At 67.8% G+C, this 22,162-nt stretch carries 22 protein-coding genes, 1 tRNA gene, 1 other RNA gene and 1 pseudogene; 16 read left to right on the forward strand and 9 right to left on the reverse strand.

Translation table 11 applies throughout. The features are described from left to right. Positions 1-27: 27 nt before the first annotated feature. Positions 28-657, forward strand: a complete 630-nt coding sequence (locus tag KBY93_RS10515; RefSeq protein WP_255094336.1) for a pentapeptide repeat-containing protein — start codon at positions 28-30, stop codon at positions 655-657. Positions 658-662: 5 nt separating this feature from the next. On the opposite strand, the gene KBY93_RS10520 is transcribed toward KBY93_RS10515, so the two are convergent. The 3 genes from KBY93_RS10520 to KBY93_RS10530 are packed head-to-tail and all read right to left on the reverse strand — an operon-like array spanning position 663 to position 3,927. Beyond that, complete coding sequence (locus tag KBY93_RS10520) at positions 663-2,099, reverse strand: FAD-binding oxidoreductase (protein WP_255094337.1); 1,437 nt, start codon at positions 2,097-2,099, stop codon at positions 663-665. Between the two features lie 53 nt (positions 2,100-2,152). Then, the gene (locus KBY93_RS10525; protein ID WP_255094338.1) at positions 2,153-3,484 is read right to left on the reverse strand and encodes an amidohydrolase family protein; all 1,332 of its coding nucleotides are present in this window, start codon (positions 3,482-3,484) and stop codon (positions 2,153-2,155) included. Continuing rightward, positions 3,478-3,927 (reverse strand): DUF4359 domain-containing protein, encoded by a 450-nt coding sequence (locus KBY93_RS10530; protein WP_255094339.1) that lies wholly within the window; start codon positions 3,925-3,927, stop codon positions 3,478-3,480. Before KBY93_RS10530 ends, KBY93_RS10525 begins: the two co-directional genes overlap by 7 nt. Before the next feature lie 42 nt (positions 3,928-3,969). On the opposite strand from KBY93_RS10530, the gene KBY93_RS10535 reads away from it, so the two are divergent. Next, positions 3,970-4,042 (forward strand) — tRNA-His (locus tag KBY93_RS10535). A gap of 44 nt (positions 4,043-4,086) precedes the next feature. Here KBY93_RS10535 and KBY93_RS10540 read toward each other — a convergent pair. Both KBY93_RS10540 and KBY93_RS10545 read right to left on the reverse strand, forming a co-directional pair. Continuing rightward, positions 4,087-5,025: pseudogene (locus KBY93_RS10540) on the reverse strand (DUF1611 domain-containing protein); the annotation flags it as partial. 71 nt (positions 5,026-5,096) lie between these two features. After that, positions 5,097-6,218 (reverse strand): dipeptide epimerase, encoded by a 1,122-nt coding sequence (locus tag KBY93_RS10545; protein ID WP_255094381.1) that lies wholly within the window; start codon positions 6,216-6,218, stop codon positions 5,097-5,099. A gap of 34 nt (positions 6,219-6,252) precedes the next feature. Between KBY93_RS10545 and miaB the strand changes: the two genes are divergently transcribed. The 5 genes from miaB (at position 6,253) to ftsZ (ending at position 11,418) form a co-directional block, all read left to right on the forward strand. Beyond that, the gene (miaB, locus tag KBY93_RS10550; RefSeq protein ID WP_255094340.1) at positions 6,253-7,683 is read left to right on the forward strand and encodes a tRNA (N6-isopentenyl adenosine(37)-C2)-methylthiotransferase MiaB; all 1,431 of its coding nucleotides are present in this window, start codon (positions 6,253-6,255) and stop codon (positions 7,681-7,683) included. 50 nt (positions 7,684-7,733) lie between these two features. Further along, entirely contained in the window at positions 7,734-8,855 is a 1,122-nt protein-coding gene (locus KBY93_RS10555) for a D-alanine--D-alanine ligase family protein (RefSeq protein WP_255094341.1), read from the forward strand. Continuing rightward, positions 8,852-9,262: a hypothetical protein gene (locus KBY93_RS10560; RefSeq protein ID WP_255094342.1), complete on the forward strand. Its 411-nt coding sequence runs from the start codon at positions 8,852-8,854 to the stop codon at positions 9,260-9,262. The genes KBY93_RS10555 and KBY93_RS10560 overlap by 4 nt, the downstream gene beginning before the upstream one ends. After that, positions 9,259-10,098: an FtsQ-type POTRA domain-containing protein gene (locus tag KBY93_RS10565; RefSeq protein ID WP_255094343.1), complete on the forward strand. Its 840-nt coding sequence runs from the start codon at positions 9,259-9,261 to the stop codon at positions 10,096-10,098. The genes KBY93_RS10560 and KBY93_RS10565 overlap by 4 nt, the downstream gene beginning before the upstream one ends. A gap of 213 nt (positions 10,099-10,311) precedes the next feature. Further along, positions 10,312-11,418, forward strand: a complete 1,107-nt coding sequence (ftsZ, locus tag KBY93_RS10570; protein WP_255094344.1) for a cell division protein FtsZ — start codon at positions 10,312-10,314, stop codon at positions 11,416-11,418. Positions 11,419-11,461: 43 nt separating this feature from the next. Here ftsZ and ffs read toward each other — a convergent pair. Continuing rightward, positions 11,462-11,558, reverse strand: an RNA gene (gene ffs / locus KBY93_RS10575) — signal recognition particle sRNA small type. A 46-nt stretch (positions 11,559-11,604) separates the two neighbouring features. On the opposite strand from ffs, the gene panB reads away from it, so the two are divergent. Then, a complete protein-coding gene (gene panB / locus KBY93_RS10580) occupies positions 11,605-12,441 on the forward strand; it encodes a 3-methyl-2-oxobutanoate hydroxymethyltransferase (protein ID WP_255094382.1) in 837 nt (278 codons plus the stop codon). Here panB and hemW read toward each other — a convergent pair. After that, positions 12,344-13,564, reverse strand: a complete 1,221-nt coding sequence (hemW, locus tag KBY93_RS10585; RefSeq protein WP_255094345.1) for a radical SAM family heme chaperone HemW — start codon at positions 13,562-13,564, stop codon at positions 12,344-12,346. The two genes, panB and hemW, sit on opposite strands and share 98 nt — an antisense overlap. Before the next feature lie 141 nt (positions 13,565-13,705). Here hemW and KBY93_RS10590 point away from each other — a divergent pair, with 141 nt between their 5' ends. The 6 genes from KBY93_RS10590 to cbiB all read left to right on the forward strand — a co-directional run bounded on the left by KBY93_RS10590 (position 13,706) and on the right by cbiB (position 19,478). Beyond that, positions 13,706-14,818, forward strand: a complete 1,113-nt coding sequence (locus KBY93_RS10590) for a PIN/TRAM domain-containing protein (RefSeq protein WP_255094346.1) — start codon at positions 13,706-13,708, stop codon at positions 14,816-14,818. A gap of 32 nt (positions 14,819-14,850) precedes the next feature. Beyond that, positions 14,851-15,525: an ATP-dependent Clp protease proteolytic subunit gene (locus tag KBY93_RS10595; RefSeq protein ID WP_255094349.1), complete on the forward strand. Its 675-nt coding sequence runs from the start codon at positions 14,851-14,853 to the stop codon at positions 15,523-15,525. Between the two features lie 83 nt (positions 15,526-15,608). Continuing rightward, positions 15,609-16,211 (forward strand): ATP-dependent Clp protease proteolytic subunit, encoded by a 603-nt coding sequence (locus KBY93_RS10600; protein ID WP_094554252.1) that lies wholly within the window; start codon positions 15,609-15,611, stop codon positions 16,209-16,211. 50 nt (positions 16,212-16,261) lie between these two features. Next, a complete protein-coding gene (gene ilvC / locus KBY93_RS10605; protein WP_255094350.1) occupies positions 16,262-17,257 on the forward strand; it encodes a ketol-acid reductoisomerase in 996 nt (331 codons plus the stop codon). Between the two features lie 50 nt (positions 17,258-17,307). Then, on the forward strand, positions 17,308-18,387 hold the full coding sequence (locus KBY93_RS10610; RefSeq protein ID WP_255094384.1) for a hypothetical protein: 1,080 nt from the start codon (positions 17,308-17,310) through the stop codon (positions 18,385-18,387). Beyond that, the gene (gene cbiB / locus KBY93_RS10615; RefSeq protein WP_255094352.1) at positions 18,384-19,478 is read left to right on the forward strand and encodes an adenosylcobinamide-phosphate synthase CbiB; all 1,095 of its coding nucleotides are present in this window, start codon (positions 18,384-18,386) and stop codon (positions 19,476-19,478) included. Before KBY93_RS10610 ends, cbiB begins: the two co-directional genes overlap by 4 nt. A 10-nt stretch (positions 19,479-19,488) precedes the next feature. Here cbiB and KBY93_RS10620 read toward each other — a convergent pair whose 3' ends face one another. Together KBY93_RS10620 and KBY93_RS10625 are read right to left on the reverse strand one after the other, a co-directional pair. Beyond that, positions 19,489-20,157: a sugar transferase gene (locus KBY93_RS10620; RefSeq protein WP_255094354.1), complete on the reverse strand. Its 669-nt coding sequence runs from the start codon at positions 20,155-20,157 to the stop codon at positions 19,489-19,491. Between the two features lie 134 nt (positions 20,158-20,291). Beyond that, on the reverse strand, positions 20,292-21,503 hold the full coding sequence (locus KBY93_RS10625; RefSeq protein ID WP_255094356.1) for a glycosyltransferase: 1,212 nt from the start codon (positions 21,501-21,503) through the stop codon (positions 20,292-20,294). Between the two features lie 103 nt (positions 21,504-21,606). Between KBY93_RS10625 and KBY93_RS10630 the strand changes: the two genes are divergently transcribed. Continuing rightward, a complete protein-coding gene (locus KBY93_RS10630; RefSeq protein WP_094554397.1) occupies positions 21,607-21,849 on the forward strand; it encodes a hypothetical protein in 243 nt (80 codons plus the stop codon). A gap of 13 nt (positions 21,850-21,862) precedes the next feature. Further along, positions 21,863-22,114 carry a DUF6737 family protein gene (locus KBY93_RS10635; protein WP_255094357.1) on the forward strand — a complete coding sequence of 84 codons (252 nt, stop codon included), beginning with the start codon at positions 21,863-21,865 and terminating at the stop codon, positions 22,112-22,114. Positions 22,115-22,162: the final 48 nt, after the last annotated feature.

Genomic DNA, 22,162 nt, shown 5'->3' on the forward strand with positions numbered 1-22,162 from the left:
GTGGAGAGAGCACCCCGCAGCAGCGTCATGACCCCTGCCACGCGCCTGATTCAGCCCCGGGGGATACACGACCAGCACCACCACCAAATCCAGCACCGACGCCACCAACGTGGCTGGCCTGGGGCTCTTACTCTTGTGGCTCTGGCCCTGCTGGCGACCTCACTGCTGGGCGGTCCCTGGATTTCTGCCGCCCTCGCTCTCGAGTCCAGCGGCGGAATGGGGGGAGTGCAGGATCTTGCCCTGGTTCAGGAGCGGGTCGATTACACCCTCACCAATCAGGACGGCAAGGATTTCAGCGGGCAGCAGCTGGCCAACAGCTCCTTCGCCGGGGTGACGGCCCGGGATGCCGATTTCAGTGGCGCGGATCTGCATGGGTCGATCCTCACCCAGGCCTCCTTTCTGCGCTCCGATTTCAGCGGCGCCGACCTCTCCGATGCCCTGATGGACCGGGCTGACTTCAGCGGCACCGACCTGAGCGGAGCCCTGCTGCGGGGCGTGATCGCCGCCGGCAGCAGCTTCAGCGATGCCGTGATCGATGACGCCGACTTCAGCGACGCCCTGCTTGATCGCTCCGATCAGCGCGTCCTCTGCCGCCGGGCCCAGGGCACCAATCCCACCACGGGAGTCAGCACCCGCCTGAGCCTCGACTGCCCGTAGGCCATTCAGCGTTCGCTCCAGCCCCGCAACTTGCCGGGGTTGAGCAGACCCGCCGGGTCATAGGTGTGTTTGGCCGCCACCTGGTCGGCGTCGATCACCCCCAGACCCCCGTCCTCCACCGTGAACACGTGGGGGTTGAACAGCAAGGCCCCCTGCTGCCGCGCCTGCTCCATCAGCTCCAGCAGCGCCTCGGGGCCGCGCCAGCGCACCAGAGGCAGGGCTGCAAGCCGCTGGCAGCCCTGCTGGCGGACGGCTTCAAGATGCCAGAGCAGATCATCCCCCCAGCGTTGCTTGAGGGCTTCGAGCGCCGGGGCCTCCGGTTGGGGGAGGAGCATCTGCAGGTAGGTCCAGCCGGGGTCATGGGCCCGCATGTGCAGGGTGGTGTGGTTCCAGCAGAGTTCCCGCAGGGGCACGCCGCGGCATCCCCGCTCCGGCGCCTGCCAGACCAGCCGTCCGCCCATCGCCCCAAGCAGCGGCTCCAGCGCCGGCAGGGCATCGGCTGCAGCCAGCAGCAGCAGGCGATGGCCATGGCCCCCCGGGCAGGGCAGATTTCTCGCTACCGCCGCTTCCAGCAGGCAGAGGCCGTTCAGGAGCAGGGCCGTGGCGGGCAGGGCGCCGATCGCCGCGACCGCTTCCGTCCAGCTGCTGAAGTCGACCACCAGCTGCTGCCAGGGCACCGCCGCTGCCGTGGCCACGGTCACCGCTGTGAGGATTCCGTTGCTGCCGTAGGCATGGTTGAGGGGGGCACTGGCGCTGGCATCGAGCTGCAGCAACCTGGGCTCCGGCTCCACCGTGACCACCTCCAGGCCCAGCAGATTGCCGGGGTCGCGCAGGAAGCCCCAGCGCACCGAGCCGATGCCGCCTGAACCTCCGGCGATGAACCCTCCCAGGCTGGCGCTGCGGCGGGTGCTGGGTGTGAGGCGCAACTCCCGCCCATGGGGGGCGAGCTGCTGCTCCAGGTCGGCCAGCAGGCAGCCCGCCTCCGCGGTCAGCACCCCACTGAGGGAATCCAGCTGCCGCACCCGGTTGAGGCCGCTGAGGTCGAGCACCACCCCCCCGGCCAGGGGGACGCACTGGCCGTAGTTGCCGGTGCCGCTTCCCCTCAGCGTGATCGGCACCCCATGACGGGCGCAGGCTCCTGCCACCAGCTGCACCTGCTCGGTGCTGCTGGCCTTGACCACCAGTTGGGCCAGCCTGTCCTGCAGCAGGGGCGTCAGCACCGGGGAGTAGCTGGAGAAATCCCGGGAGAGCCGCTCCAGCTCAGACCCGGAGCGAATCATCACCAGACCCTTGCCGGCTTCCCCGGCAGAGGCGGCGGCTGCGGAACTCAGCTCGGCCACCAGAGCCTCGAGCTGTGCTTGCGTAGGCGGCGCAGGGAGATCGTCTGGCAGCTGGGTGGCAATGGCCAGGGCAGGTGGCCTGGTGACAGGATCGAGGGGCAAAGCAACCGAAGCGGCGAACGGCAGGCAGGGGGCCTCACCTCCATCCGGTCTACTCAGCCCCGCTGGGCATAGCCGCGGCCATCGCCTCCAGCCATCATCTCCAGTTGTGCTGCCAGCTGCGGCGGCGCCGGAGCAGGCAGCCACTGGCCAGCGCGCAGCACCCGCCGCTGGGGAGAGCGGGCCAGCAGCTCACTCCAGCTGCCGGCGGCGATCACCACCAGATCAGCGGGTGCCCCGGGGCGCAGCACCCCGTCCCACTCCAGACCCATCAACCGGGAGGCGGAGGTGGTGAACGGGGCCAGCCCCTGCCTCTGCCAGGGAGCCAGATGGGCCGCCGGCAGGCAGAAGCGCAGCAGCTCCAGTGGATCGAAATCCCCGCCCGGATGCCAGGGATCCTGAACGTTGTCGCCCCCCACCGCCACCGTGACGCCGGCGCGCTGCAGCTGGCGGATCGGGGCCAGGGGCCGGGTGGCCGGGGTGTCTTCAGCGTGATGTCCCAGCAGCCAGAGGTTGGTGGGGGGCAGGGCCACCACCGAAAGGGACGCGTCCGCCATTGCCTCGGCGAGCCGGTTCAGGCGCGGTGCCCTCAACTGCGACATCGAGCAGCTGTGGCTGCAGGTGACCGGCACGCCGATGCGGTGCCGTCGCACCAGCCTGGCCACCAGGGCCACTCCCGCCCCGCCCCCCTCGCCGCTTTCATCGACGTGCAGATCCACCGGAGCTCCCAGGCTGTCGGCCAGCTGGAGCAGGGCCAGCAGCCCTTCGCCATCGGCACCGCTGGGGGCCAGGGGGGCGCCCAGCACACCGCCCAGCAGCACCGATCCCTGCGGGCCGCGGCTGACGAGCCGGCGGGCCAGGGCGCCTCCCGCGGCCGTGCCCCAGTGCTGCACAGGCACCAGAGCCACCAGCTGCAGCGCCAGCCGTGGCGCCCAGCGGCGTTGCAGCTGCAGCAATCCCTCCCATCCCGGCTCGGCACCGGGACCGAGGCTGTCGATGTGGCTGCGCACGGCTCTCAGGCCGTAGCGCCACGCCCGCTCCAGGGCTCGCTCACCCCGCTCCAACACCTGCTCGAGGTTGCGTTCCTGGTGCTCGGCCAGATTTGCCGCCAGAGCCCCTTGCATCGTGCCCGCCGGGTTCGGGTGCCGCTCCCAGCTGAACGCCTTGTCGAGGTGGGCATGGGGCTCCACCAGGGGGGTCAGTGCCAGCGGCAACTGCTCCCCATTAGCGCGTAGATGGCTCTCGATCGCCGTGATCCGCCCGTGCTGGTGGATCAGACGCACGGCCACCAGACCAGCCGCATCCGCCGGGGGCAGATCATGGCGCTGGGGATCGATCAGGGCACGCGGCAGCAGCAGTGGCGGCAGCGACTCAACCGCGCTCACCACGGCCCACGATCGGCTGAGGCGCTCTCTGGGTCGTTGTCGCTGGAGGTGTCCAGGATCTTCAAGCGCCCGGCGGCCGCCACCGTGAGCACGCGATAAAGAGGGAGCTCGAGAAACGGCAGCACCGAAGGGCCTCCGATCTGGGTGCGGTAGAGGCTGAACAATCCGAAGTTCTGCCGCCGGGTGCTGCGCCGGGCCAGGTCACCGAGCACCTTGTGCTGACTGCGAATCAACTCAGGACAGTTCTGGATCGCCAGCTTGAGGGGCATCGGCAGGCGATTGACGCATACCTCCTCCACCGCCAGTTCAGCCAGCTGGTCACCCGCGAAGCTCTCGAACTCATCCAGACCGGGATTGGTGAAGACCAGGGCAACCCCGCTTACCCCTCCCGCCACGGCCAGAGCGGTACACCAGCGGGCAAGGCGAACTGAGGAGGCGGGCCGCAAGGCGAGGGTGCAAGGCTGCTTGATACATTGGCAAAGACCACGGCGGGCGTCGCCAAGTGGTTAAGGCAGCGGCTTGTGGTGCCGCCATCCGGGGGTTCGAATCCCCTCGCTCGCCCTGATTGAAGCCAGCAGTCGATCGGCTGCTGGCTTATTCCTTACCGGATCGGCGCAGGGGAGGCCCAGGGAGTCGCTGATGGTTCCGCAGGCCCTGGTGGCGCTGTCCTCTGCCAATCCAGCGGTGTTCAGGGCCACGGCCCTTACCCGGGGCGGTGGAGTGCCCTTCGGCCGGCCTAGGGCCGCCAACCCTTCCAGAACGCCGATCAGCTCTGCCAGGGGTGGTAGCACAACCTGGGGATGCTTGTTCACATGGCTCTGGCCAGCCCGATGGACCAGCAGCAGTGCCGTGGGCTGGCTGCCGCGGATCAGGGGCAAGGTGGCTGTTGAGCCGGGATGGCAGAGGGAGCCCTGACCCTCCACGAACAGCAGACTCGCCTCGGTGCAGGCTGGGTCAGAGGCCGCCTCCAGCAGGGCCCGCTCCACCGCACCGGCGGCATAGTCGACACGAACGGCATCCAGGGGGACGCCCCTGCCGCTGATCAGGATGCCGGCCTGGCCGGTGCCGACGAACCGGCCATCCAGCCCGGCCCTGTGGGCGGCCGCGGTGAGCTCCAGACAGGCGCTCATCTTGCCCACTGCCATGTCGGTGCCCACCGCCAGCAGCCGCTCGCCGGGCAGCGCTGCCGCACGGGCCACGGCCACCTGCAGACCTGGGGGCTCCTGACGCAGATCCCAGATCCACTGCCCAGGCCTCCGCAGGGCAGCCAGCTCAGGATCGGAGGCCAGGGGGGTGTGCAGACCGCTGGCCAGGTGAAGCCCGGCTCGCAGGGCAGCCGCCAGATCGGCCTTCAGCTCCGGCGGCAGCTGTCCACCGGATGGGGCCAGCCCCACCACCGCCACCTCCGGCCGGAAAGCCAGGGCGGCGTTGAGGTCGGCCACGATGGGTACCGACCGGGGGATGCCGGTGATGGCCTCCAGCTCAGCGCCGGCATGGGCCGGATCCACCACGGCCACCACAGGACCGTGCCGGTAGCGCAACATCGCCAGGCCCGTCTTGCCCGAAAGGTTGTCGAGGCCGCCGTGGAGCAGCAGCACCACTGGAGCATCGGCGCTCAGCACGGGGCGGGCGCAGCAGCGGAGCCGGACAGCTCAATCACCCCCAGGCCGGGACGGCTGGAGGGCAACAGCCTGTCGCCCTGGAGTTCGGGGCCCTCGAAGGGGTCGTCGATCAGGTTCAGGTGGCTGTCGAGGTCGGGCCAGCGCACCAGCGGCAGCAGCTGGGAGGCAGCCCCGTTGAGCAGGGCGCTGTCGGAGTAGCAGCCCAGCATCAGATCCAGCCCGAGGCTCCGGGCGGTCTGGGCCATCAGCAGGGCCTCGGTGAGGCCGCCACTCTTGAGCAGCTTGATGTTGACCGCATCCACGTGGGGGGCAAGGCGCAGCAGGTCGGCCAGGTTCCAGCAGCTCTCATCTGCCACCAAGGGGATCGGGCAACTCAGATCAAGGGCCTCGAAGCTGGCTGCATCGGCGTCGGGGTCAAGCTGGGCGGGCAGCGGCTGCTCCACCAGCACCACCCCCTGCTCCGCCAGCCAGGGGATCAACTGCTGAGCTGTGGCCAGGTCCCAGCCGCCATTGGCATCCACCTGCAGCTCACTGACCGTGCCGGCCTGCTCCTGCAGCCGCCGCCCCACCGCCGACACCAGAGCACGGTCGTGGCCTGGGCCATCAGGACTGCCCAGCTTGAGTTTCACCCGCTGGGGCCAGCAGCCCAGGCGCTCCTGCCACAGATCCAGCCTGGCCAGCACCCGCTCCACTTCGCCCAGGCCGAGGGTGACGCTGGTGGGACTGCAGGCGGCCCGATCCAGGCCCCAAAGGCGCCAGAGGGGCTGACCCAGCTTCTGGCCCCACCAGTCGTGCAGGGCCAGGTCGATGGCGCAGCGGGCCGGGGGCGACAGTGGGGCAAGCCACGGCTCGAGGGCCTGAAAGGCCGGCAGGTCCTCGCCGAGAGCCAGACCCTCGACTGAGGCGAAGCGCGGCAGCAGTGCCTCCAGCTCCGCAGCGACAGCCTCGATGGCGTAGGCGCGGTGGCCGGTCTCGAAGCCACCGGTTTCGCCGCGCCCCACCAGCCCCTCGTGCTCCAGCTCGACCACCAGCCGCCGCACCGATGCCGTGGTGCCCCGGCTGATCGCCAGGGGCACCGCTTTGGTAAGCGTGATCCAGTTAAGGCGTACCTGCATCCCACAAGTTTCGGCCATGGTCGAAACTTGTGGGATGAGCGTTACCACCACAACGGCGAGTGCCACAGCATCGGCATCGGCCCCAGTTCTGGCCGGGCGGCGCGGCAGCTACTGGATCACCACCTTCGGCTGCCAGATGAATAAAGCCGATTCCGAGCGCATGGCCGGAATCCTCGAAAGCATGGGCTACCAGCCCGGAAGCGATGAGCACAGCGCTGATCTGGTGCTCTACAACACCTGCACGATTCGCGACAACGCTGAGCAGAAGGTCTACAGCTACCTGGGTCGTCAGGCCCAGCGCAAACGGACCAACCCCCACCTCACCCTGGTGGTGGCTGGTTGCGTGGCCCAGCAGGAGGGAGAGTCGCTGCTGAGGCGGGTGCCCGAGCTCGACCTGGTGATGGGTCCCCAGCACGCCAACCGGCTGGGCACCCTGCTGGAGCAGGTGGCCAGCGGTCAGCAGGTGGTGGCCACCGGTGAGCACCACATCCTCGAAGACATCACCACCGCCCGCCGCGATTCCCAGGTGTGCGCCTGGGTGAACGTGATCTACGGCTGCAACGAGCGCTGCACCTATTGCGTGGTTCCTTCGGTGCGTGGCGCCGAACAGAGCCGTCGCCCAGAGGCGATCCGGCTGGAGATGGAGGGGCTGGCGGAGCGCGGATTCAAGGAGGTCACCCTGCTGGGCCAGAACATCGATGCCTATGGCCGCGACTTGCCCGGCATCACCCCGGAGGGCCGCCGTCAGCACACCCTCACCGACCTGCTCCAGCACGTCCACGACGTGGAGGGAATCGAGCGGATCCGCTTCGCCACCAGCCATCCCCGCTACTTCACCGAGCGCCTGATCGAGGCCTGCGCCGAGCTGCCCAAGCTGTGCGAGCACTTCCACATCCCCTTCCAGAGCGGTGATGACGACGTGCTGAAGGCGATGGCGCGCGGCTACACGGTGGAGCGTTATCGGCGCATCCTCGAGCGCATACGCAGTCGCATGCCTGATGCGGCAATCAGCGCTGATGTGATCGTGGGCTTCCCCGGCGAAACCGACGCCCAGTACCGGCGCACGCTTGCGTTGATCGAGGAGATCGGCTTCGACCAGGTGAACACCGCCGCCTACTCGCCCAGGCCCCATACCCCTGCCGCGGACTGGCCCGATCAGCTGAGCGAGGCCGTGAAGGTGGAGCGGCTCCAGGAGATCAACGCCCTGGTGGAGCGCACAGCCCGCCTGCGCAGTGAGCGTTACCGGGGGCGGATCGAGCAGGTGCTGGTGGAAGGCAGCAACCCCCGTGATCCCAGCCAGTTCATGGGCCGCACGCGCACCAATCGGCTGACGTTCTTCCCCGCCAAGGACCAGGCCAGCCACAACGGCGAACCTCAGGGCGGCGCCATCCAGCCGGGGGATCTGGTGAACGTGAGGATCGATGAGGTGCGCGCCTTCTCCCTCAGCGGTGTTGCGGTGGGCTGAGGAGTGGTGGCGCTGATACGTTTGGCGCCGATCCGGATCTGACCGACCCCATGCCCTGCCCCCCCCGCTGCGTCGGCCTGGTGTTCGGGGGGGCATCCGATGAGCACGCTGTCTCGATCCGCTCGGCCATCACCGTGGTGGCAGGCCTCAGGGACGACGAGAACCTCCTGCGCTATCTGGTTAGGCCGTTCTACATCGATCGCCAGGGCCGCTGGTGGGGCCCAGAGCTGGCCGAGACCGTTCTCTCCAGCGCTGAACCGGCCTCCGACGAGCAGCTGCTCGACACCGCAACACATCGACCCCTGGAGGGGCCTGGCTTCAAGGGCCTTCCAACCCAGGCCGCTGGCGTTGACGTGTGGTTTCCGGTGCTGCACGGGCCCAACGGCGAGGACGGCACCATCCAGGGGCTGTTCACCTTGATGCAGGTGCCCTTCGTGGGCTCTGGCGTGCTCGGCTCAGCCCTCGGCATGGACAAACAGGCCATGAAGGCCGCCTTCGCCGCCGCAGGCCTGCCCCAGGTGCCCTACGCCGGCGTGCAGGCAGCAGACCTGCGCCAGGACCCGGAGGGGCTTCTGCAGCGCCTGGAGCGCGATCTGGGCTACCCCTGCTTCGTCAAGCCGGCCAACATGGGCTCCTCGGTGGGCATCAGCAAGGCCAGCGACCGCACCTCCCTGCTGCAGGGGCTTGAACTGGCTGCTGACCTCGATCCACGGCTGGTGGTGGAGCAGGGGGTCACGGCCAGGGAACTGGAGTGCGCCGTGCTCGGTCAGGGGCCCGGAGGCCGGGGCGGCCTGCAGGCCTCAGTGGTGGGGGAGATTTGCTTTTCTGCTGACTGGTACGACTACGAGACGAAATACACAGCAGGGCTCAGCTCCACCGTGATCCCCGCCGAGCTGCCCGAAGCCGTGAGCGAGAGCCTGCGCGCCATGGCGCTTCAGGCCTGTGCCGCTGTCGCTGCCGAGGGGCTGGCGCGGGTGGATTTCTTCTACGACGAAGCGGCACAGCAACTCTGGCTGAACGAGATCAACACCATGCCCGGCTTCACCAGCCAGAGCATGTATCCGATGCTGTGGGCCGCCAGCGGTGTACCACTGGCCGACCTCGTGCACCAGTTGGTGGAGAGCGCGGGAGAATGGGAACGTGAATCATCTCGAGAGGACCCGGCGGAATGAGTCACGGCTTGCTCTGGCTGCCCCTGCTGGTGGTTTTTGTGCTGCTCACGGCCCTCGGCTGGCTTGAGCGCCGCCGTCAACGACTCTTCCGCGACTGGGCGGCCGGCTCGGAACTCTCGAAACTCGATGGCTGCGGTGCGGCGCGGCTCGCCGAAGGGGTCCTGACCTGGAGCACCTTTGAGGCCGGGGTGCTCAAGCCCCAGGGATCGTTCGTCATCAGCAAGCTCGAACTGCTTGAGCTGATGTCCCTGGGCTCGGGTGATGCTCCCCTTACCGATGAAAGCCAGGGCAGTTGCCGTGTTCGGCTGGTGGGCGATGGCCAGCAAAAAGACCTGCCCTTCTCCGATGCCGAGCGGGCCCGGCGCTGGATGGATGAGCTGATGGCCCGATCCCGTTGTGAGCTGTGAGTCCAGGTCCTCAGGCGCCAGGGGTTGAGCGACGGCGGCAACTGCGGTTGCAGCGCCGGCAGGAACGCCTGCGCAACTTCTGGAGGCTTGTGGTCTTCTCGGCGGCAGCCGCGGGCCTTGGCTACGGACTGTTGCGCCAGGGCTGGAGCCTCAGCGGCCCGTCCCAGGTGGAGGTGAGCGGCAGCGAGCGGGTGAGCCGTGAACAGGTCATCACCGCAGCTGAACTGCGCTTCCCCATGCCCCTGCTGACCCTCGACCCCCGACGGCTGCGCTCCGAACTCCTCGGCGCCCTTCCGGTGGAGCAGGTGACGGTGCAGCGACTGATCCTGCCACCCCGCCTGCGCATCGAGCTGATGGACCGCCAGGTGGTGGCGCGGGCGGAGCGGCGTACAGCCAAGGGGAACGAGCAGGGCTACATCGACCGCCTCGGCAATTGGATAAGCAGCAGCCAGAAGGCGATCGGATCCAGCGGCAGCCAGCCCGAAACGGACATCCGGGTGCAGGGCTGGCAGGCCCGGTTCAAGCCGACCATCGTGCAGCTCATCGACCGCCGCAACGACCTGGGCAGCCCCCTCCAGACGATCCGATTCGAACCCGACGGCACCCTTTTTCTGACCACCGGCACTCTGGGGGAGGTAAAGCTCGGTGGACCTGACGGCGATCTCGTGCGCCGTCTCGACGTGTTGCGTTACTTGTCCGGAGAACTGCCGAAGCGGGTCAAGGGCCAGGGGGTGCGCTCAATCGACCTGAGCGACCCGAACCAACCCGAACTGGGGCTGCCAGCTGCGGCTGTCGATTCCGCTCAGCCGAAACGACCAGGGCAAGGAGTGGACTGATGCGCTGGGGGCCGCAAGCTCCCGAATGGAGCGCAAACCCTCACCGGAGCATTGCGAGAAAACCGATTTCACGCAAAAGTGCCGCATCGCACAGGATTTTTCCAGCCCGCCACCGACATAATGCTGCCCGAGATGAGTGCCAACGGTTCCCCGGGCGGCCAGCTCACCGCAGGAATCCTCCCCATCCCACCAGACGCCTTACTCGGATCCCCATTGACCTCCTCGCATTCCAGTAACGGCATTGTTCCCAGCCAGAGCGCCAGGATCGAAGTGATCGGCGTAGGCGGTGGCGGAAGCAACGCGGTCAATCGGATGATCGCCTCGGATCTCGAAGGGGTCGGCTACTGGGTGCTCAACACCGACGCCCAGGCCCTGTTGCAATCGGCCGCCCAGCGACGGGTGCAGCTCGGCCAGAAGCTCACCCGGGGTCTGGGGGCTGGCGGCAACCCGATGATCGGTCAGAAGGCGGCCGAAGAATCCCGCAACGACCTGCAGGCAGCCCTCGAGGGGGCCGACCTGGTGTTCATCGCCGCCGGCATGGGGGGCGGCACCGGCACCGGCGCGGCCCCGATCCTCGCGGAGGTGGCCAAGGAATGCGGTGCCCTCACCGTGGGCATCGTCACCAAGCCCTTCAGCTTTGAAGGACGCAAGCGCATGAAGCAGGCCGAGGAAGGCATCGCCCGGCTGGCGGAGCACGTCGACACCCTGATCGTGATCCCCAACGACCGCCTGCGTGATGCCATCTCCGGCGCTCCCCTCCAGGAGGCCTTCCGCGCCGCCGACGATGTGCTCCGTCAGGGCGTCAAAGGGATCAGCGACATCATCACCCGTCCTGGCCTGGTCAACGTCGACTTTGCCGATGTGCGCTCGGTCATGACCCTGGCGGGCACGGCCCTGCTGGGCATTGGCGTGGGCTCAGGTCGCTCACGGGCCGTGGAAGCAGCCCAAGCCGCCATCAGCAGCCCTCTCCTGGAAGCAGCCCGGATCGACGGGGCCAAGGGCTGCGTGATCAATATCAGCGGCGGCAAGGACATGACCCTAGAGGACATGACCACGGCCTCCGAGGTGATCTACGACGTGGTCGACCCCGACGCCAACATCATTGTGGGCGCCGTTGTGGATGAGAAGCTCGAAGGTGAGATCCACGTGACCGTGATCGCCACAGGCTTCGAGGCAGGCAGCACCTACCGCATCGAGCGCCCCCGCGAGAAATTTGCCGCCAGCCCCGAGCTCACCCACACCGAAGCCGAAGCCGACCAGCGCGGCGCCAAGATTCCCCCCTTCCTGCTCAACCGCCAGAGCCGCTCCACCAACCCCTGAACCGGCAGCTCTACCAGGCCTGGAGGCTCAAGTTTTTGAAGTGGGTGACCCGGATTCCACGCCTGCCTGGAGCATCCCATGTGGCTGCTACCTTCCGGTCCTGACCAGATTTGGGCGTCCGGGCCGCGTGGGTCCGAGTCGGTTCAATGGTAGCAATGGAAGCCCGAGAGGTTTCTGCCCGTGCCCCTGAGACCCGGTGATCTGGTAGCCCGCAAACAGGCGGGGCGGCCGATCCTGATGCTCACCGCCTGGGATGCCCTCTCAGGGGCGCTTGTGGAGGAGGCCGGTGCCGAGGTGGTGCTGGTGGGCGACTCCCTGGCGATGGTGGTGCTCGGCCATGCCACAACCCTGCCGGTGACCCTGGCGGAGATGATCGGGCATACCCAGGCCGTGGCCCGGGGTCTGCGGCGGCCCCGGGGCCAGCAACCGCTGCTGATCTGCGATCTGCCCTTCCTCAGCTACCAGTGCGGCACTGATCAGGCGGTGGCTGCCGCTGGGCGGGTGCTCAAGGAAAGCGCGGCTGCCGCCGTGAAGCTGGAGGGCGGTGAGCCGGAAACCGTGGCCGTGATCGACCGGCTGGTGCGCAGCGGGATCCCGGTGATGGGCCACCTCGGCCTGACCCCGCAGTCGGTGCACCGGCTGGGCTATCGGCGCCAGGCCAGGGACCCGATCAGCCAGGAGCGTCTGCGGCGCCAGGCGCTGGATCTGGAGGCCGCCGGCTGCTTCGCCCTGGTGCTTGAACACGTGCCGGCGGATCTGGCCGGCAGCCTGCGCCGGCAGCTGGCCATTCCGGTGATCGGGATCGGCGCCGGCGACGACTGCGACGGCCAGGTCCGTGTCACGGCGGACCTCCTGGGCCTGACACCGAGCCAACCTCCCTTCAGCGCGCCGCTGCTGGCTGGCCGCGAGCTTTGCGTGGACGCCCTCAGGGGCTGGATGCAATCGGCGACTCGGCCAGATGCACCTCTTGAGGTTGATGGGCGTCCCACCAGGCCAGCAACTCCCTCAGCACCGCATTGCTGAGAGCCAGCCCCTGGGGATCCGCCAGCCGCCAGCGCCGGCCCTCCACCAGCAGCAGGCCCCGCTCGCGCCAGAGGGCCATCCAGCCATGCAACGACGTGCAGTCAGCCGTGCTCAGACCCGCGGCCCGGGCGAGACGCTCCAGGTTCACCCCTTCGCGCCGGCGCAGACCCACCATCAGCCATTCATCGAACGGCGGCCGCCCTGCCGGCTGGCTGGCCGCTCTGGTCTGCAGCCAGGCGGCATAGGCCTCACGGGTACGGGGCCTGGCCAGGCGCTGTCCGTATGGAGCCGACGTGGCCCCCAGGCCAAAACCCCACCAACCGGCCCCACTCCAGTAGACGCGGTTGTGGCGGGAGGCGTGCCCGGGCCGGGCGTAGTTGGAAATCTCGTAGCGGCCGTAGCCGGCGCTGCGCAGCTGCTCCCCGGTGAGGTCCATCAGGTCGGCCCCGAGATCCGGATCCGGCAGGGGCAGCTGCCCGCGCTGCTGCAGGCGCTCGAACACGGTGCCGGGCTCCACGATCAGGTCGTAGACGGAGAGATGGGGCGGCTCCAGTTCCAGGGCCTGCCGCAGCTGCTGCCGCCAGTGGGACAGATCCTGCTCGGGAAGCCCCTGGATCAGATCCAGACTCCAGCTGGCCAGATCACCGGCGGCAAGGGCCTGGCGCAGCCAGCCGGCGGCCTGGAGCAGGTCCTGACGGCGATGGCGGCGCCCCAGTCGCTCCAGCACCCCATCATCGAAGCTCTGTCCCCCCAGGCTCACCCGATTGATGCCCAGAGCCAGCATCCCCTCCAGCCGCGGACGATCGAAGCTGGCCGGATCCATCTCCAGGGTGATCTCAGCCCCGGGGGCGAAGCCGAATCGCTGCCGCAGGCCATCCAGAACCCCTTCCATCTGCCTGGGCGTGAGCAGCGAGGGGGTGCCGCCGCCGATGTAGACGGTGGAGAGCGGCGCAGGGTTCGGGCTGGCGGCGATCTCAGCCTGCAGCAGGGGCAGATAGGCGGCGATCGAGCCGGAATTGGCCCCGTCGGCATGGTCCCCAAGTGGCACCACCGCGAAGTCGCAGTAGAAGCACCTGCGTTGGCAGAAGGGGATGTGGAGGTAGGCGGCGCGGGGTGCGGTCACGGGCTGGCGTGGACTTGGGCGCGGCCGCCTTCAGGTTTCGCCACATGTCCGTAGGCAAATGTACGGATACCTTTCCCGGCCAGATGGAGTGGGATCAGCCATGCTGCGAGTTCCCTGTTCTAGGCAGCCCATAACCCATCCATGGTGGACCCGATCATCCTGCTGCTGTTCCTGATCTCCGGCGCAGCCACCGGCTGGCTGGGGGTGGATCTGCTGCCGGAGAACCTGCTGATCGAGGTGACCAACCTCGAGGGCCTGCGCTGGGTGCTGGGCGGCTTCGGGGCCTTCTTCGGGCTGCTGGCCGGATTCTTCTTCCAGCTGCTGCGGCGGCGCCTGATGCGTCAGGTGCGCTCGATGCCCACCGACCTGCTGGTGAGCCGTGCGGTGGGGCTGATCCTGGGCCTGCTTGTGGCCAATCTGCTGTTGGCACCGATCCTGCTGCTGCCGCTGCCCTGGGAAGTGATTTTCGTGAAGCCGCTGGCGGCAGTGCTCAGCAACGTGTTCTTCGGGGTGTTGGGTTACAACCTCGCCGAGGTTCACGGCCGCACGCTGCTGCGGCTGTTCAACCCTTCCAGCACCGAGGCGCTGCTGGTCGCCGAAGGGGTTCTGCAGCCAGCCACCGCCAAGATTCTCGACACCAGCGTGATCATCGACGGAAGAATCCGCGGGCTGCTGGAGTCGGGCTTGCTGGAAGGCCAGGTGATCGTGGCCCAGGCCGTGATCGATGAGCTGCAGCAGCTGGCCGATTCGGGCAATGCCGAGAAGCGGGGCAAGGGCCGGCGCGGCCTGAACCTGTTGGCAGCCCTGCGTGAAACCTATGGCCGCCGCCTGGTGGTGAACAGCACCCGCTACGAGGGCAACGGCGCCGACGACAAGCTGCTCAAGCTCACCGCCGACACCGGCGGCACCCTGCTCACAGCCGACTACAACCTGGCCAAGGTGGCTGAGGTGCAGGCCCTCAAGGTGATGAATCTGAGCGCCCTGGTGATCGCCCTGCGGCCCGAGGTGCAGCCCGGTGATGCCCTGCAGCTCAAGATCGTTCGCGAGGGCAAGGAGGCCAACCAGGGCGTGGGTTACCTGGAGGACGGCACGATGGTTGTGGTGGAATCCGCCCGGGCCCGCATCGGCCAGCGGCTGCCCGTGACCGTGACCGGCGCCCTCCAGACCCCAGCTGGGCGCATGGTCTTCGCCCGCTGCGACCAGGAGGGGCCGAAACAGCCCGCCCAGGTCCAGCAGTCGGCTGGCCCCCGCTAGGCTCCCTTTCAGGCCCTGTAGAGCGTTTCCAGATGTCGGTGTCGGCCCCTTACTACGGCGATTCCGCCGTGATGCGCACACCGCCGCCCGATCTGCCGTCGCTGATGCTGAAGGAGCGGATCGTGTACCTCGGTCTGCCCCTCTTCTCCGACGACGAAGCCAAGCGTCAGATGGGGATCGATGTGACCGAGCTGATCATTGCCCAGCTCCTCTATCTCGAATTCGACAATCCCGAGAAGCCGATCTTCTTCTACATCAACTCCACCGGCACCAGCTGGTACTCAGGCGATGCCATCGGCTTCGAAACCGAGGCCTTCGCCATCTGCGACACGATCCGATACGTGAAGCCACCGGTGCACACCATCTGCATCGGCCAGGCAATGGGAACGGCCGCCATGATTCTCTCGGCGGGTACCAAGGGCCATCGGGCCGCCCTCCCCCACGCCTCGATCGTGCTGCACCAGCCCCGCTCCGGAGCCCGCGGCCAGGCCAGCGACATTCAGATCCGCGCCCAGGAAGTCCTGCACAACAAGCGGGTCATGCTGGAGATGCTCTCCGAGAACACCGGGCGCAGTGTGGAGCAGCTCTCGAAGGATTCCGACCGCATGACCTACCTCACGCCCAGGGAGGCACTGGAGTACGGACTGATCGACCGGATCCTCACCAGCCAGAAGCCCCTGCCGGTCCCCCTGGCCGGTTCGGTCTGAACCTGGCCCGCTGAGCTCGCTGATCCAAGCCAGCTCGCTGCTCGTCTTTCATTGCGTCAACACCCCGTTTCACACCCACCGCCATGCCCATCGGCACCCCCAGCGTTCCCTATCGCCTGCCCGGCAGCCAGTACGAGCGCTGGGTCGACATCTACACCCGCCTCGGCGTGGAGCGCATCCTTTTCCTCGGCTCGGAGGTGAACGACAGCGTCGCCAACAGCCTTGTCGCCCAGATGCTGTACCTCGATTCCGACGACAGCAGCAAGCCGATCTATCTCTACATCAATTCCCCAGGGGGGTCTGTCACGGCCGGGCTGGCGATCTACGACACGATCCAGTACGTCAAGTCGGATGTGATCACCATCTGTGTGGGGCTTGCGGCCAGCATGGGTGCCTTCCTGCTGGCGGCGGGCACCAAGGGCAAGCGCCTGGCCCTGCCGCACGCGCGGATCATGATTCACCAGCCTCTTGGCGGCACCAGCCAGCGACAGGCCAGTGACATCGAGATCGAGGCCCGCGAGATCCTGCGCATCAAGGACATGCTCAACCAGAGCCTGGCCGACATGTGTGGTCAGAGCCTCGAGAAGGTGACCAAGGACACCGACCGCGATTACTTCCTCAGCGCTGCTGAGGCCAAGGACTACGGCCTGATCGACCGGGTGATCTCCCACCCCGGCGAAGCCTAAGCGGTCAGGCGCGACCGTAAAGTCGCTGTTTGCCCTGCCCGATTAGCCGGATGGCCCAGCTCTTCTACGACTCAGACGCCGATCTGAGCCTGCTCGACGGCAAGACGGTGGCCATCATCGGCTACGGCTCCCAGGGCCATGCCCACGCCCTCAACCTCAAGGACAGCGGCGTGAACGTGGTGGTTGGCCTCTACGAAGGCAGCCGCTCGGCGGGGAAGGCCAGGGCCGATGGCCTTGAGGTGCTGAGCGTGGCCGAGGCCGCCGAGCGCGCCGACTGGATCATGGTGTTGCTGCCCGATGAAACCCAGAAGGCCGTCTACGACGCCGAAATCGCACCACACCTCAAGCCCGGCAAAGTGCTGAGCTTCGCCCATGGCTTCAATATCCGCTTTGGGCTGATCAACCCACCGGCGGATGTGGATGTGGTGATGATCGCCCCCAAGGGGCCCGGCCACACGGTGCGCTGGGAATACCAGAACGGGCAGGGTGTGCCTGCACTCTTCGCCATCCACCAGGACGCCAGCGGCAACGCCCGCGCCCTGGCGATGGCCTACGCCAAGGCGATCGGAGGCACCCGTGCCGGCATCCTCGAGACCAATTTCAAAGAAGAGACCGAAACAGACCTCTTCGGCGAGCAGGCCGTTCTTTGTGGCGGCCTCAGTGAGCTGGTGAAGGCCGGCTTCGAAACCCTGGTGGACGCGGGCTATCAGCCCGAACTGGCCTACTTCGAGTGCCTGCACGAAGTGAAACTCATTGTTGATCTGATGGTGAAGGGCGGCCTCACCGCCATGCGCGATTCGATCTCCAACACCGCCGAGTACGGCGATTACGTGAGCGGTCCCCGTCTGATCACCGCCGACACCAAGGCGGAGATGAAGCGCATTCTCGTCGACATCCAGGACGGCACCTTCGCCCGCAACTTCGTGGCCGAATGCGAGGCCGGCAAGCCGGAGATGATCAAGGCCCGCGAACGCGATGCTGCCCATCCGGTCGAGCAGGTGGGCGTGGGTCTGCGTTCCATGTTCAGCTGGCTCAAGGCCTCCTGAAGCCGAATCATCCCTACGGGACAAGCGTAGCTCCCAGGCTGAGCTTGCCTGTGCTGGCCTGGGGCAGTGCCCAGGCCAGCACCAGCCTCACCCTGGCCGCCGCCGCCTGGATGGTGAGTGGCCTGAGCCCTTCACCCCTGGTGAACAGCATGCTGCCGGCCCTGGTCACCCTGCCGGTGCTGCTTCCCCTGATCCACCGTCCCCTGGCCGGGGTGATACTGCAACTCCTGGCTGTGCTGGTGCTGCTGGGACTGGGGGTGGGCACCAGCCCGGCCGTGGGCGCCCCAACGCCCGAACTCTCGATCCCCGTGCTGCTGGCCATGGCCTCGGTGCTGGCCGTCGCGGTGGGCGCCCAGATGACGGTTCTGCCCGTGCAGCGGACCCTGCTGGCAGTGCACCAGCTGCCAATGGGACAGCTGCGGCGTGTCGGCGAATTCGGTGCCCTGCTTGGCCATGGACTCACGGCGCTGCTGTTTCCGATCGGCCGCGCCCTGCTCCAGTTCAGCCAGGCCCTGGTGCTGCTCCTGCCAGCGCTACCTCTGGCCCGCCAGGCCCGGGGGGAGGCTCGCCGCCAGGCCGCAGGTGCAGGAGCCCCGCCTGCGCCTGTGCCGTTCAGCTGGCGCTGCGCCATGCAGGGTGTGCTGTTCGGCGGGCTCTTCGGACTGCTGCCTCTGTGGGTTCGCCAGGTGGAAGCCGGCACCTGTCTGGATTTCGGCTTAGTGCTGGCCGCCTATGGACTGGGGCGCTGCCTTGGCGGGGACTGGGGTCTGGCTTGGTGGCCGATGGCCCGGCAGCTGGTGGGAACTCGCCGCGAGGGGGCCTTCCGCTATCTGGTCATGGCCCTGCTGCTGGGAGCTACCCGCTGGCTGCCGGGCTGGGGATCGCTGCTGCTTTTTCTGCCGATGGGCGGCCTGGCCCAGGCCAGCGACCTGGATCAGGTCAGGGGTCTGACAGACCTGGGCGATGAGCCCCTTAGCTGGCAGAGCCTGGCGCGATCGGGGGCGATCGGCGGCCTGATCGGCAGCCTGGCCATGGGGCTGGTTGCCCAGCTGCTCGGCCTGCCCGTTGCCCTCCCCCTTCAGCTTGGCCTCTTCATCGGCGCGGCCCTGGTGCTGCCGCCGAGGCCGTGATCTCAGCGGCAGGAGCGTTTCAGCTCTGGCTCCTGGTGCTGCTGGCCGCCGGCCTGGATCGGCTGGTGGGGGATCCGATCAGCTGGCCCCATCCGGTGCAGGCAATGGGCTGGGCGATCCAGTGGCTGCGCGCGGCCGGGGAGCGCTGGGCCGGAGATCACCCCCGCCGGCTGCGGCTGCTGGGACTGGGCCTCACCAGCCTGGTGGTGGGCTTCAGCGGCCTGGCCGGCTGGATGATTGAGCAACTGGCACTTGGCTCAAGTTCACTCCTGCCCCTGCCGGCCCCAGTGGTCTGGCTCGGGTTGCCCGGACTGGTGGTGGCCCTGGCCAGCGCCCTGGCCGCCGGCAGCCTGGAGAAGGCCGTGCGCGCGGTGCTGGAAGCGGTCAGCGGCCCGCAGCCACCAGATGCCGAGGAGGATGGTGAGTTGAGGGAGGCGCGCCGGCGGCTGGCCTGGATCGTGGGCCGGGATGTGGACCAGCTCAGCCGGGCGGAACTGATGCGAGGGGCAGCAGAGACTGCCGCGGAAAATGCTGTCGATGGCCTCTTTGGCCCGCTGTTCTGGATGCTGGTGGGCGCGGGGATCTGGGCGGCCCTGGGGGTTGCTGATGGGGCTCCCGGCCCCCTGAGCCTGGCCTGGATGTACAAGGCCTCCAGCACGCTCGATTCCATGCTCGGCTACCGCCGCGGCCGCCTGCTCTGGCTGGGTACCGCCGGCGCCCGCCTCGATGACCTGCTCACCTGGCTACCCGCCCGGCTGGTGGCGTTCACGCTGCCAGCCGTCGCGGGCCGGCTCTGGCGAGGCCTTGAGCTGGGGCGGGAAGCGTTGCGCCAGGGGCGGGGCGATCCCTCTCCCAACGCCGGGGTGTCGATGGCGGCCTTTGCCCTGGCGGGCCTGGTTCAGCTGGGGGGCTTGAACCACTACGGAGGCGTGGCCAGGACCAAACCGATCCTCGGCCGGGGTTATCCAGCAGCCGATGCCACTGCCGTGGCCCTGATCCTGACGCTGAGCGCCCGCCTGGAGGCACTCTGGCTGGCCCTGAGCCTGCCCATGCTGCTCTGGCTGAGCCAGCTGCGCGGGCTGGCTTACTGAGGCGAGGGGCTCAGTAGGCGCCGCGATCACGCGGGTAGAGGATCACCCCCACCGTGCGCAGAATGATCGCCAGATCCAGCTGGACCGTGCGACGGCGGGCGTAGCTGACATCAAGCTGGACCCGGGCCTTGTAGCTGAGGTTGTTGCGCCCCGACACCTGCCAGAGGCCGGTGAGTCCAGGACGGACCGCCAGCACCTCATCCATCTGGCGGCCGTAGCGCTCCAGTTCATCCCAGACGATCGGCCGCGGCCCGACCACGCTCATCTGGCCCTTGAGCACGTTGATGAACTGGGGCAGCTCATCGAGACTGGAGCGGCGCAGGAAGCCCCCGATCGGGGTGATGCGTGGGTCGGCCTTGAGCTTGAAGTCTTTTTTGAACTCCGCCTTGAGTTCCGGCGACTGCTCCAGCAAGGTCTTGAGGATGCGGTCGGCGTCCTTGCGCATCGTGCGGAACTTGATGCAGCCGAAACCCTTGTAGCCGCGGCCGATCCGGCGCTGCACATAGAACACCGGCCCGGGCGAGCTGAGCTTCACCAGTACAGCCAGCAGCAGCAGCAGGGGACTGCCCAGGGCCAGAACCGCCAGGGAGAAGACAATGTCGCCACTGCGCTTGAGCACGCGGGAGCGCTTCGACTGCGCCCGGATCAACTGCTCGGCCGTGGGCACCGCGGGGGTCATCGAATCAGCGACCGCGGGCAGGGGAACCAGGTGCAGGGGCCGGGCAACTGGGCCGGCAACTTGGTAAGCGCTGAGTGACGTTCCGGACATCAACGCCCCCGAAGTGTCGGAATACTAAAAATCGTTTGGTTCACTCACCAGCTTTCGCGGTCACTCACCCCAGAGGCACAGCGCTGCAGACGCCGCTGATGCCCCTGCCAGCGACGCTCCAGAACCACCTGCAGCCTCTGGCGGAACCGTTCCGGCGAAAAGCGCTCGGCCCACTGGCGCTGGCGCTCCGCCGGCAGACGGTGCCACAACTGTCCCTGCTCGAAATGCTCCATGGCCTGGACCAGGGCTGCGGCGCTCTGCTGTTCGAACAGCAGGCCGGTGGGATGGGAGGTGCCTGAAGCCAGGCAGCGGACCGTGTCGAGCAGCCCACCCTGACCGAGGCCGATCACAGGAGCCCCCGCGGCCATGGCCTCCACCGGGGCGATGCCGAAATCCTCCAGACCGGCGTAGAGATAGGCCCTGCAGCGCCCCATCAGATCCGTTACCCGCTCGGCAGAGCATGACCCCAGCAGGGTCACGGTGGGGCCGGCCAGGGCCTGCAGGCGGCTCCGCTCCGGACCGTCGCCAACCACCAGCAGGGGCAGCCCCAGGCGGTTGCAGGCCTCGATCACCAGATCCACCCGCTTGTAGGGCACCAGGCGGCAGAGGGAGAGGTAGAAGTCTTCCCGGGGCAGGTCCGGGCGGAAGCGGTCCACCTCCACCGGCGGATGCAGCACCTGGCTGGAACGGCGCCAGCAGCGCCAGATCCGCCGCGCCGTGAAGCTGGAGTTGGCCAGCAGATGGTCGACCCGGGCACTGCTGCTCACATCCCACTGACGCAGCTGATGCAGCTGCCAGCGCACCCACGGTCCCAGTGGTCCGCGGGCGATGGCGGAACCGGCAAGGTATGCATGCATCTGGTCCCAGGCGTAGCGGACCGGTGTGTGCACATAGCTGATGTGGAGCTGGTCCGGGCCGGTGAGCACCCCCTTGGCCACCAGGTGATTGCTGCTTAGCACCAGGGGATAACCGGCCAGATCCAGCTGCTCGATGGCCAGGGGAAGCAGCGGCAGGTAGTGCTGCACATGGCTCACCCCCCAGGGCAGGCGCTGGATGAAGCTGGTCTGGATGCGCCGACCCTGCAGCCAGCTGCCCGGCCGGTCACTTTCCCCATCCACAAGTGCAAAGAGGCTGGCTGCGGGGCGACCCGCACCAAGCAGCCGATCGATCTGCTGCACCACCAGTTCAGAGCCCCCAACCGAGCGGGGCGTGAACCACTCATGCACTAGGGCAATCCGGCTGGGGAGTCCTGACATGGCGGCAGGGTAGGGCCCGCGGCCGCGCCATCACATCACGAAAACTCTCAGCTGATTGCGTGCCCAGGCCTGGATCTGGATGCTGAACGGAGCTCAGCCAGCCATGCCGATCCGCGACCTGCTCGAAGACGCCCTCGAGGAACCCTCGATCGGGCTCACCCCATGCTTCAGCTGGCATGCCACCCCCGTGGGAATCGCCGCCCTCTGGCGTGCTGGCGCAGCACCCTCAATCCCCCCTTATGAGGCCGCCCTCAAGGAAGGGCTGGATGTGGGGCTGGATCTCAGCCGTGAGGAACGGGAGTTCCACCAGTTGCGCATGGGCCTGGTGCTGCTGTTCCATTCCTGATGATCCTGAACCGATGAGCGATGTCCCCGACAACACCGCCCCAGCGCCAGGGGCGGTGTCGATCTGGCAGCTCAAACCCTGGTGGTGCCAGCCCTGGTCGATCCTGCTCACCGGTGTGCTCATGATCACCGGCAGCTGGTTCTGGCTCGGACGCTGGTGGCTTACCGTTCCGCTCGCCACAGGCGTGCTGCTGTGGTGGTGGCTGTTCCTGGTGCTGATGCCCCGTCAGCTCAGCGGCCTGTCAGGGCCGGATCACATCGGTTGAAATGCAACCGATCCAACAGCGTCAGCGCCAGCCTTTCCGTTGGATGGT

The organism is Synechococcus sp. J7-Johnson, assembly GCF_024345795.1.
In the GTDB taxonomy this organism is placed as follows: Bacteria; Cyanobacteriota; Cyanobacteriia; order PCC-6307; family Cyanobiaceae; genus Regnicoccus_A.

Coding starts and splice junctions, on each gene's coding strand:
- KBY93_RS10515 (WP_255094336.1), top strand. CDS start 28: ATGACCCCTGCCACGCGCCTGATTCAGCCCCGGGGGATACACGACCAG.
- KBY93_RS10545 (WP_255094381.1), bottom strand. CDS start 6,218: ATGCAGGTACGCCTTAACTGGATCACGCTTACCAAAGCGGTGCCCCTG.
- miaB (WP_255094340.1), top strand. CDS start 6,253: ATGAGCGTTACCACCACAACGGCGAGTGCCACAGCATCGGCATCGGCC.
- KBY93_RS10555 (WP_255094341.1), top strand. CDS start 7,734: ATGCCCTGCCCCCCCCGCTGCGTCGGCCTGGTGTTCGGGGGGGCATCC.
- KBY93_RS10560 (WP_255094342.1), top strand. CDS start 8,852: ATGAGTCACGGCTTGCTCTGGCTGCCCCTGCTGGTGGTTTTTGTGCTG.
- KBY93_RS10590 (WP_255094346.1), top strand. CDS start 13,706: ATGGTGGACCCGATCATCCTGCTGCTGTTCCTGATCTCCGGCGCAGCC.
- KBY93_RS10595 (WP_255094349.1), top strand. CDS start 14,851: ATGTCGGTGTCGGCCCCTTACTACGGCGATTCCGCCGTGATGCGCACA.
- KBY93_RS10600 (WP_094554252.1), top strand. CDS start 15,609: ATGCCCATCGGCACCCCCAGCGTTCCCTATCGCCTGCCCGGCAGCCAG.
- ilvC (WP_255094350.1), top strand. CDS start 16,262: ATGGCCCAGCTCTTCTACGACTCAGACGCCGATCTGAGCCTGCTCGAC.
- KBY93_RS10620 (WP_255094354.1), bottom strand. CDS start 20,157: ATGACCCCCGCGGTGCCCACGGCCGAGCAGTTGATCCGGGCGCAGTCG.
- KBY93_RS10625 (WP_255094356.1), bottom strand. CDS start 21,503: ATGTCAGGACTCCCCAGCCGGATTGCCCTAGTGCATGAGTGGTTCACG.
- KBY93_RS10630 (WP_094554397.1), top strand. CDS start 21,607: ATGCCGATCCGCGACCTGCTCGAAGACGCCCTCGAGGAACCCTCGATC.
- KBY93_RS10635 (WP_255094357.1), top strand. CDS start 21,863: ATGAGCGATGTCCCCGACAACACCGCCCCAGCGCCAGGGGCGGTGTCG.